The following is a 9875-nucleotide window of genomic DNA, read 5'->3' as shown; positions in this document are numbered from 1 at the left end:
CGGCGGCCGCGAGCGCGCCGGCGTCGTCGACGCCGTCGGCCGTTATGGCGGCATGGCCGCCCGGCTGGCCAGGCACCGGGTCACCCGGCAGCGGAACCGACCGGACGCCCGTGGCCTTGACCACCAGCACGGCGATCAGCGTGGTGACCGGAATCGCCAGGACCAGTCCGATGGAGCCCACCAGCGTCCGGATGACCTCCTCGGACAGTTCGGCGCTGGTCAGCGCCTCCCCCAGCGGACGGTTGTAGAGCATCACGATGATGAGGATGGGCAGGGCGGCGCCCGCATAGGCGAACGCAATGGTGTACACGGTGGAGGCGATGTGGTCGCGGCCGATCCGCATGGCCGAGGAGAACAGCTTCCGCGCACTCGTGTTGGGCGCGAGTTCGTACAGTTCCCACACCGCGGAGGACTGGGTGATGGTGACATCGTTCAGCACGCCGAGCCCGGAGATGATGAGGCCGCACAGGATGATGCCGGAGATGGAGATGCTGTCCGAGATGTTCACGAGCGTGGCGGCGTCGTGGCTTCCCACGCCGGCGAGGTTGGCCGCGTCGGTGGCCCAGGCCGCGAGCAGGGCGGTGATGCCGAGCCCGAAGATGGTGCCCAGCAGCGCCGTCGAGGTCCGCGCCGAGAATCCGTGCGCGAAGTACAGCACCCCGATCATGATCACCGTGGAGCCCACCAAGGCCAGCAGGAGCGGCGGCTTGCCCTCCACGAGGCCCGGGAGCATGAAGCTGCCCAGCACAAAGTAGGCGCCGACGAGGCCGATCAGGGCGCGCAGCCCCCGCCAGCGCGCCACGGCCACCACCACGACGGCGTAGAGAATGGCCAGCAGGATGATCGGCATGGTGCGGACAAAGTCCACAAAGATGTACGACGGCGACCCCTGGGCCGCGGGGGCATCGGCGCCGGTGGCAGCCGCCTGGGCGTGGGACAGGTTCAGGTATCGGATGCTGTCGCCCACCTTGACGCCGTGCGACTTGGCGATGTCCGGGTTGATCACAACTTTGACCGGATTGCCGCCCTTGTCCGGCTCGGTGAACGCGAAGGTGCACTGCGAGCCGCCGTCCGTGCTGCCCTGGGCTGTGCCGTTTTGGGCTGCGGCGTCTCCGGCGGTGTTCTCTCCGGCGGTGTTCTCTCCGGCTGTCGCCTGCGTGCAGCTCTCGGTGACGACGCGCTGGATCCGTCCCGTGTCGAAAGTGACGCCCGGGGCTGCGGCATACGGGTTGGCCAGGGTCAGGCCTTCCTTGCTGCCCGAGGGCCAGAGCGCGGCCATGGCCGCAAGGGTCAGCAGGGTCAGCGGGATCAGCACCGCAGCCAGAATCCTGTTTGCTTTCCTGCGGGCGGCCATCGCTTCAGCCGTTGGCTCCGAATGCCCTGTATGACCGTGGGAGTGACCTGCACCCATCAGCAGCTAAACCTCATGCTTGAACTCTACGGCGGCCGCCATAGGGTTGATAAATGAACGACGAAACGTCGGAGGATGCAGCAGTGAGCCAACACCGAACTGGCAACGAAGCGGTGCTGACAGTTCTGGCCCCGTCATGTCCCACCCGCGGCGTGGCCCTGGTGCTGCACGGCGGCAAGTCGCGCAGCTTCGAACCCGTCCAGGCCCGGCACCTGAGCCCGGCGCGGATGGTGCCGTTCGCCCGCCACCTGCATGGTGCCGGCAAAAAGCACGGCCTGGAGGTCTGGATCCTGCGGAACAGCGTGCGCGGCTGGAACGGCGAGGACATGACCCCGCTGAAGGATGCACGCTGGGCGCTGGCCAAAATCCGCGCGGCGCACCCCGGAGTGCCCGTCTACCTGCTGGGGCATTCGATGGGCGGCCTCACCGCCATCTGCGCGGCCGACGAACGGGGCGTGGACGCGGTGGTGGCGCTGGCACCGTGGCTCGATGATGCCACGCCCGCCTCCCCTGTCGCCGGACGGAAGGTGCTGATCGTGCACGGGGACGAGGACCGGTGGACCAGTCCGTCGGCGTCGCTGCGGTTCGCGCGGCGAGCGGCAGCGGGGGCGGCGGAGATGAGGTACGTCTCGCTCCGCGGGGCCGGGCACTTCATGTTCCGGAGGGTCCGGCTGTGGCACAGGCTGGCCACCGGGTTCCTGATGAAGGCCTTCCTGGAACGGACCGGAGTTCCCGAGGCAGGGTCCTCTGCTTCCGCCGCAGCCCTGGACAGGGTGCTGCCCCCGTCCGGCGAGGCACTGCCGCTAGTTCTGTGAAACATCTTTCATGAGCCCGTTTCCGCTGGAGGCGTTCGTGGCCAGCCTGCCGTGGGCAGCGCTGGGCGTGGTGCTGGTGCTTGCTATCACCTATGCCGTGGCCGTCCGAGCCGGGGCCGGGGCCGGGGCCACCAGTTCTGTGCCCGGCGGTACTGTGGCCGACAGCACTGTGGGTGACAGCCGGGCACGGCATTCGGTGATGGACGTGGCGTGGGGCCCGGGCTTTGTCGTCATCGCGTTGATCTCCTTTGTCCTCTCTGCCGAGGAGGGCGACAGTGGCAGGCGGGTACTCCTGCTGATTCTGACGGGCATCTGGGGAATTCGGCTCGGCACTCACATCGGCCGTCGGGCGCGCGGCGGCCATGAGGACCCCCGCTACGTGGCGTTGCTCAAAGGAGCTCGCGGGTCCCGGAACGCCTATGCCCTCCGCCGCGTCTACCTGCCACAGGGCCTCGTGATGTTCTTCGTCTCGCTGACCATCCAGGTGGGCATGTTCGCGACCGGTCCGCTCGGGCTTCTCGCCGTGGCTGGTTCGGCAGTATGGCTGACCGGATTCATCTTCGAGTCCGTGGGCGACCGGCAGCTGGAGCAGTTCAAGAACGATCCGGCCCGCAGGGGAACCGTCCTGAACACCGGGCTGTGGCGCTACACGCGGCACCCCAACTACTTTGGCGACGCCGCCGTCTGGGCCGGGCTGTTCCTCATCGCGGCGGAGTCCTGGCCCGGCGTCCTGACCATCCTCTCCCCTGCGCTGATGATCTGGACGCTGACCGCCAAGACCGGGAAGCCGCTCACGGAGAAGGCCATGTCCGGCCGCCCCGGCTACCGTGACTACGTGCAGTCCACCAGCGGCTTCATCCCCTGGCCGCCCCGGCGGCACTGAGATCCGGCAGCACCGCATGCCCTGGACCCCGGCCGCCAGCAACCGCTTCTACCGCCTCCTCGTACGGGCAGGGCTGTTCCTGCGGTGGCTGTTCCGGATCCGCCTGATGGTGACGGGACAGGAACACCTGCCGGACGGGAAAGCCGGCGCCGTCGTCGCCATCACCCACTTCGGCTACCTGGACTTCGCCGCCGCCGAACTGGTGTTCTGGGCGCACAACCGCGGGCAACTGCGGTTCATGATCCACCAGGGAGCCGCGGACCACTGGCTCGCGGGTCCATTCATCACCGCTACGGGCCAGGTGGTGGTGCCCCACGGTGCGGGAACTGCGGCCTACGACGACGCCGTGGCCAGGCTCCGTGCCGGCGACTACCTGGCCGTTATGCCCGAGGCCGGCGTCAGCCGCAGCTTCAAGGTCCGCGAATGCAAGACGGGCGCCGTGCGGATGGCGGCCGAGGCAGGCGTGCCGCTCATTCCGGTCTCGGTCTGGGGTGCCCACCGGATCCTGACCCGCGGCAACGGCCTTCCCCTGCTCCGCGTCCGGCGTGCGCCGGTGCGGGTGCATGTCGGCGAGCCGGTGCATTTGGCTGCGGGCATCGACGCGGACGCTGAAACGGCCCGGCTGCGCAGGACGCTCCAGGCGGGAATTGACGCCGCCATCGCCAGTTTTCCCGTGGCGGCGCAGCCGGGAGACTGGTGGATGCCGGCGGACCTCGGCGGCGGCGCCATCTCCGAGACGGAACGCCAAAGGCTCGATGCCGCAGACCTGGCGAGGGACCGCCGTCGTTCTTCCCGAACAACAGCGGCCCCTGAGGTAAGTCCCCCGACTGAGTAGCAGCACAGGGCGTTCCCACGGCCGGGAACGCCCTGATCTGCTACTTACGTTGGGGTGCTACACAGTTTGGTCAGTCGGAGACGACGAACGTCTCCGAGCCCTGGCGCCGGGCCTTGCCCGCTTCCATCAGGGGCTCGACGACGGCGCGAAGCGCTGTCATCGAATCGTCAACTTCCATGAGCACCGGATATTGGTACGCGATGAGTGCCAGCAGGTCGCGGACCGCGGCCTGGGCCTCGTCGGCATCCAGCTCCGGCTCATGGCCGACGAACACGTCGGAGGGGTGGTCGGAACTCCCCTGCGCATAGCTGATCGCGAAGGCCTGGATCCTGCCCTTGCGGGTTGCCGGCACGCCTGACCCGAAGGCGCTGGCTTTCGGGGCGCGCAGCACGATCGCGCCATGCGCACCGCTGAGCTCGTCCAGGAACAGCCGCTGCACTGTGCCGATGCCCAGTTCACCAGGACTGTCCCAGCCGTGGACGGACGAGTAGTACCGTCCCACGACGTCGGACAGCTCCACCGAACCGGTGGCCAGGTCCTGGATGCGTTCCGACGCCGCTTCCTCGGAACCGTCGCCGAAGACCGGCAGTTTCAGTGCCGCCGGCTCCACCACGACGAGCCGGGTGTGCTGGATCGGCGTGAGCCCCGCAGCTTCCGCGAAGGCGGCACCGGTGGTGCCCGGCTCCACCTTGCAGCGCAGCCTGGTAACGCCCGACGGCGACCCTTCCGCCTCGCGGCGCAGCATCATGAGCAGCGTGGAACCGATGCCCGACCGGCGGTGGTCCCGGGCCACCTCGACGTACACCCACAGACGCTCCGGGTGCAGGCTGGCCTCGTGGACCACGCCGGCGGCGACCGGGATGGCCGCACCGTCGACGACGTCCTCGGCCACGATGCAGCGCCGCCACGGCGCGTTGCCCGAGGGCGCGAGGGTGCCGCGGAACTGGCCCGCCTGATCGGTCTCCGGGTCGCCCCAGACCTCCAGCAGCGCGAGGTCGTCGCCATCGCGCCATTCGCGGTATTGGATTGCCACGGCTAGGCGCCGATCAGCCGGGCGGCCAGGTAGCCCTCCACCTTGTCCAGGGACACGCGTTCCTGGCTCATGGTGTCGCGTTCACGGATGGTGACCGCCTGGTCCTCGAGCGTGTCGAAGTCCACGGTGATGCAGAACGGGGTGCCGATCTCGTCCTGGCGGCGGTAACGGCGGCCGATGGCGCCGGCGTCGTCGAAGTCGATGTTCCAGTTCTTGCGCAGCTGGGTGCCCAGGTCCTTGGCCTTCGGGGAAAGGTCCTCGTTGCGGCTGAGCGGCAGCACGGCAGCCTTGACCGGGGCGAGCCGCGGGTCAAGCTTGAGCACGGTGCGGACGTCCACGCCGCCCTTGGCGTTGGGGGCCTCGTCCTCGGTGTAGGCGTCGATGAGGAACGCCATGAAGGACCGGGTCAGGCCGGCGGCCGGCTCGATCACGTACGGGGTGAACCGCTCGTTGGTGGCCTGGTTGAAGTAGCTGAGGTCTGTCCCGGAGGCCTTGGCGTGCGTGGAGAGGTCGAAGTCCGTGCGGTTGGCGATGCCTTCCAGCTCGCCCCACTCGGAGCCCTGGAAGCCGAAGCGGTACTCGATGTCCGTGGTGCCCTTGGAGTAGTGGCTGAGCTTTTCCAGCGGGTGCTCGAAGAAGCGCAGGTTCTCCTCGCGGATGCCCAGGCCGGTGTACCAGGACATGCGCTCCTTCATCCAGTACTGGTGCCACTCTTCGTCCGTGCCCGGCTCCACGAAGAATTCCATTTCCATCTGCTCGAACTCACGGGTGCGGAAGATGAAGTTTCCGGGCGTGATCTCGTTGCGGAAGGACTTGCCGATCTGGCCGATGCCGAACGGCGGCTTCTTCCGGGACGTGGTGAGCACGTTGTTGAAGTTCACGAAGATGCCCTGGGCGGTTTCGGGGCGCAGGTAGTGCAGGCCTTCCTCGCTGGCCACCGGGCCCAGGAAGGTCTTCAGGAGGCCGGAGAATTCCTGCGGCTCGGTCCATTCGCCGCGGGTTCCGCAGTTGGCGCAGGCGATGTCCTTGAGGCCGTTCTCGGGCGGGCGGCCCTTCTTCTCCTCGTATTCCTCTTCGAGGTGGTCGGCGCGGTAGCGCTTGTGGCAGGAGAGGCACTCGACGAGGGGGTCGGAGAAGACGTCCACGTGGCCGGAGGCTTCCCATACCTGGCGGGGCAGGATCACGGAGGAGTCCAGGCCCACCACGTCCTCGCGGCCGCGCACCACGGACTGCCACCACTGGCGCTTGATGTTTTCCTTCAGCTCGGCACCGAGGGGTCCGTAGTCCCAAGCGGATCGCGAGCCTCCGTAGATCTCGCCGGCCTGGAAAACGAAGCCTCTCCGCTTGGAAAGGGAAATGACCTGGTCGAGGACGGATTTTGCTGCCATGGGAACTCCAATTTCTACAGGGCCGCTGGGTGCGGTCCGCGGTGTCTGTGGCCCTGGACCGCGGCTGGATGCCGGGCGGGGGCGTGGGAAAGGGAAAACAGTGCAGGAAGCTGCGAGACCTAGCCTACCGGGAGCTGCCTCCGGAAGGCGCCCTCATCTGCGGAAGCCGCCGCACCGCCTCCTCAAGGCACCTTCCTCTTCGGTAAGGCACCCGTCATCTCCGGAACGCGCCGCGCGGCCAGGGCAGGGTTGCCACGACGATGGAAGCGAGAGTCAGCAGGGTCCCCAGGACCGTGGCGGCCTCCACCACGGTGCCCGGCGTCGGCGCCAGCAGGTCCAGGCCGAGCGACCCCAGCAGCTGGCCGGCGATCATGCCGAGGCCCGTCACCAGCACCCCGAGGCTGCGCACCAGCAGCGCGCCGAGGCCGATGAACACGCAGCCCATCGGCCCGCCGAGGTAGTACCACCACTCCCCCGGCAGCGGGTTGGCCGGCCCGGCGACGGCCACCTTGATGGACCAGGCCACCCACAGCACGCAGGTGCCGGCGATGAAGTTCACCAGCGTGGCCGCGATCGGGGTGCCGTAATGCACGGTGGCGGTGCCGTTCATGGCCTGCTGGAAGCTCATGAGGAAGCCGGCCAGGACCGGCAGGATGATCGGCAGCAGCAGTGCTGCGGGGTCGGCCGCCGCGGCGGACGCACTGTCAGAAGCACCTGCCGCACCTGCCGCACCCGCCGCGCCTCCGATGAAGCGGGGTGACACGGCCCATGAAACGGCGGCGATGGTGAGGATGCAGCCGATGACCCGGATGCCGGTCACCGACTTCTTGCCTGCCGGACCGATGCCCAGGCGGTCCACAAGGAGGCCGCTGAGTGTCTGTCCGGTGACTGTTGCCACGGTGAAGAGGGCGATGCCCAGCAGCCCCACGGTGAAGGACTGGGCGAAGACAAAGAACGCACCAATGCCGCCCGCGAGCGCGTAGTACGGCGGGAAGCGGCGTTCACGCAGCGCGGGCAGGATTCGTGCGAGGCCGGCCCGCCCGCGGGGAGCCAGCAGGGACACGACGATCATCACGATCAGCCCGGTGCTGAAACTGACGACTGCGGCGGCTATACCGTCTCCGAGGCGTGCACCAAGGGCCCCGTTGATCCGCCCCTGGACGGGAATGGCAAGGCCGGAGGCCACGGCCATCGGGAGGCCGACGGCAAGCGGCAGCCGGGGTGCATGGGTCATTCGTTTCACCTTACGTCAGGCATCATTACTGGTATGAGCAACCCGGAAATCGAAGAGATCACCATCCGCGACACCATGATCCGCCTGGGCCAGCTCCTGAAGCTCGCCAACCTCGTGGAGGACGGCGTGGAGGCAACGGAGCTGATCAAGAACGGCCTGGTCAAGGTCAACGGCGAGATCGACGACCGACGCGGCCGGCAGCTTCACAACGGCGACACCGTGACGGTGAACGGGCAGACCGTCAGGGTCAGCGCTCCCCAGGGGTAGTAGTTTGCTTCCCTGAAAGGGGGCCTACTTGTTCAGGACCTCGTGGGTGAGGAACTCCGAAACGTGCCCGATCTCCTGGGCGTTGATGCCGTGCCACATGCCGGTGTAGAGGACCTTGGTCAGCTTCACGTGCTTGCGCACCCAGCCCATCGTGTATTCGATCTTGTCCGGCGTGATGACCGGGTCCTGCTGGTCCCGGCCCCAGAACAGCGGAACCGTCCCGTCCAGTTCGGCGTCGCGGAACTCGCCGTCGGACTCCGCGTTAACGACAAAACCTGAAAGTCCGACGACGGCGGCAAAGTCAGCGGGCCGCTGACGCAGCAGCGTGGTGGCCATGGCCATCCCCATCGAGAACCCGAGCAACGTGACGGACGGGTGGCTGGCCTTGACGGTGTCCAGCCAGTCCAGCACGTACGCCGACGCGTCCTTGACGGCGTCGACGGAATATTCGATCGAGCCGGTCAGCGGGAACCAGGAGAAGCCGGGCCCCATGGCGATGGGGGCGCGGACCGATGCCACCGTGAACTCGTCCGGGAGCATGTCAGCCAGGCTGAGGAGGTCCTGCTCGTTCGCGCCGTAGCCGTGCAGCAGGACGAGCAGCGGCTTGCCGGCCCTGGCTTCCTCAGGCTTGGACCACAGAACAACGGGGGCAGGAAAGGAGTCGGCTAAAGTCATGGCTCCATTCTTGCAGTTACCCACTGGTAACAACCTACGGTGGCGCGGCCAGGCGCTGGCGGTACAGGATGGGCTGACTGAACTGACTAAGGTGAGGAGCGGCGTCGGGCATGGAACCCTATGAGGTGCTGCGGGCGCGGCTGGCCGGCCAGCAGCTGAGGGAGCCGCGGGCGGCCACGGCGGAGGAAGCCGTCAAGAACCTGCTGGCCGTGCAGGCACAGGAGTTCCCGTATGCGCGCTGGTCTTTGGCCCAGCGGACCGGTGGCGCGACGGCCGCCGATGTGGAGCAGGCACTTGCCGACGGCCGCATTCTCCGGACCCACATCCTGCGGCCCACCTGGCATTTTGTACACCGGGATGACCTGCCGTGGCTACGGGCCCTGTCGGCACCCCGTCTGCACCAAATGAACGGCGGAACCTACCGCAGCACCGGGATCGACGATGAGGCGGCGTCCAGGAGCGCCGATGTGCTCGCGGAAGCGGTGGCCGGCGGGGTGCACCTCACGCGTGAGCAACTGGCGGCCAGGCTTCAGGGTGCCGGCTTCGCCGCGAAGGGACTCGCCCTCGCATACCTGATCATGCATGCCGAAATCAGCGGGGTGCTGGTGAGCGGCGCGCCCGTGAGAAGTCCCGGCGGCGCGCTGCGGCAGACGTATGCGGCGTTCGATGAGCGCGTCGCAGGGGCCGCACCGGCTGCCGTGCCCTCCCGGGAGGAGTCCTTGGCGGCCCTGGCGCTGAGGTATTTCGGGAGCCGCGGTCCTGCCACGGTCCGGGACTGCGCCGACTGGTCCGGACTCACGATGACTGATGTTCGCAGGGGGCTGGCGCTGGCGGAGGAGATCGCTCCCGGCGCCATCGTTGCGGCCAGCTTCGACGGGTCTGACTTCTACCTTCGGCCGTCGGATTACGCAGGGGAGACACTGGGGCACAGCGGCGGTTCGGGGCGGGGCTTGGAACCGCAGCGGGCCGGGAATCTGCGGCCGCAGATCGATCTGGTCCAGTGCTACGACGAATACATCATGGGCTACTCAGTCTCACGGCATTACTTCGGCGGAACCGCGCCCGCCTATCCCTTTGGCGACACCCCCATGCACGTGGTCCTGGCCGATGGAGTGCTGGCTGGCTCCTGGCGGCACTCGCTGGTGCGGCGCGGGTCCGCCGCGCAGCGGTGCAAACTCGACATCCGTCTCTCCCGGCCGCTCGGCCCTGCCGCTGAGCAGGCGCTGGCGGTGGCAGTGGCTGATTACGGGGACTTCCTCGAAATGCCGACAGTTCGGATCCCGGCTGGTTCCTGACTTCCAGCGCAGCCGTCCGGTGCAGCCGTGCGCTTTCGG

Annotated in this window: 10 protein-coding genes; 5 read left to right on the top strand and 5 right to left on the bottom strand. The window is 68.0% G+C overall.

The features are described 5' to 3' along the window. The coding region (locus tag DBZ45_RS14515) for a YibE/F family protein (RefSeq protein ID WP_223257091.1) at window positions 1–1354 on the bottom strand (1354 nt) is incomplete at its 3' end. Between the two features lie 110 nt (window positions 1355–1464). On the opposite strand from DBZ45_RS14515, the gene DBZ45_RS14510 reads away from it, so the two are divergent. The 3 genes from DBZ45_RS14510 to DBZ45_RS14500 are packed head-to-tail and all read left to right on the top strand — an operon-like array spanning window position 1465 to window position 3944. After that, on the top strand, window positions 1465–2226 hold the full coding sequence (locus DBZ45_RS14510) for an alpha/beta fold hydrolase (protein ID WP_190243143.1): 762 nt from the start codon (window positions 1465–1467) through the stop codon (window positions 2224–2226). A gap of 10 nt (window positions 2227–2236) precedes the next feature. Beyond that, entirely contained in the window at window positions 2237–3109 is an 873-nt protein-coding gene (locus DBZ45_RS14505; protein WP_111904581.1) for a DUF1295 domain-containing protein, read from the top strand. A gap of 16 nt (window positions 3110–3125) precedes the next feature. Beyond that, window positions 3126–3944, top strand: a complete 819-nt coding sequence (locus DBZ45_RS14500) for a lysophospholipid acyltransferase family protein (RefSeq protein ID WP_111904580.1) — start codon at window positions 3126–3128, stop codon at window positions 3942–3944. A 70-nt stretch (window positions 3945–4014) separates the two neighbouring features. Here the strand turns inward: DBZ45_RS14500 and DBZ45_RS14495 are convergent, their stop codons facing one another. From DBZ45_RS14495 to DBZ45_RS14485, 3 genes are all read right to left on the bottom strand, one after another. Beyond that, a complete protein-coding gene (locus tag DBZ45_RS14495; protein WP_111904579.1) occupies window positions 4015–4977 on the bottom strand; it encodes a GNAT family N-acetyltransferase in 963 nt (320 codons plus the stop codon). A 2-nt stretch (window positions 4978–4979) separates the two neighbouring features. After that, window positions 4980–6365 (bottom strand): glycine--tRNA ligase, encoded by a 1386-nt coding sequence (locus DBZ45_RS14490; protein WP_111904578.1) that lies wholly within the window; start codon window positions 6363–6365, stop codon window positions 4980–4982. Window positions 6366–6579: 214 nt separating this feature from the next. Beyond that, window positions 6580–7599 (bottom strand): DMT family transporter, encoded by a 1020-nt coding sequence (locus DBZ45_RS14485; RefSeq protein WP_111904577.1) that lies wholly within the window; start codon window positions 7597–7599, stop codon window positions 6580–6582. Window positions 7600–7632: 33 nt separating this feature from the next. On the opposite strand from DBZ45_RS14485, the gene DBZ45_RS14480 reads away from it, so the two are divergent. Further along, on the top strand, window positions 7633–7866 hold the full coding sequence (locus DBZ45_RS14480; protein WP_111904576.1) for an RNA-binding S4 domain-containing protein: 234 nt from the start codon (window positions 7633–7635) through the stop codon (window positions 7864–7866). A gap of 24 nt (window positions 7867–7890) precedes the next feature. Here the strand turns inward: DBZ45_RS14480 and DBZ45_RS14475 are convergent, their stop codons facing one another. Then, window positions 7891–8541 carry an alpha/beta hydrolase gene (locus DBZ45_RS14475; protein WP_111904575.1) on the bottom strand — a complete coding sequence of 217 codons (651 nt, stop codon included), beginning with the start codon at window positions 8539–8541 and terminating at the stop codon, window positions 7891–7893. Between the two features lie 110 nt (window positions 8542–8651). On the opposite strand from DBZ45_RS14475, the gene DBZ45_RS14470 reads away from it, so the two are divergent. Further along, a complete protein-coding gene (locus DBZ45_RS14470; RefSeq protein ID WP_111904574.1) occupies window positions 8652–9836 on the top strand; it encodes a winged helix DNA-binding domain-containing protein in 1185 nt (394 codons plus the stop codon). The last annotated feature ends 39 nt before the right edge of the window (window positions 9837–9875 follow it).

It is taken from the genome of Arthrobacter globiformis, assembly GCF_003261175.1.
Classification (GTDB): Bacteria; Actinomycetota; Actinomycetes; order Actinomycetales; family Micrococcaceae; genus Arthrobacter; species Arthrobacter globiformis_A.
This window is presented reverse-complemented; position numbering and strand designations above follow the sequence as displayed.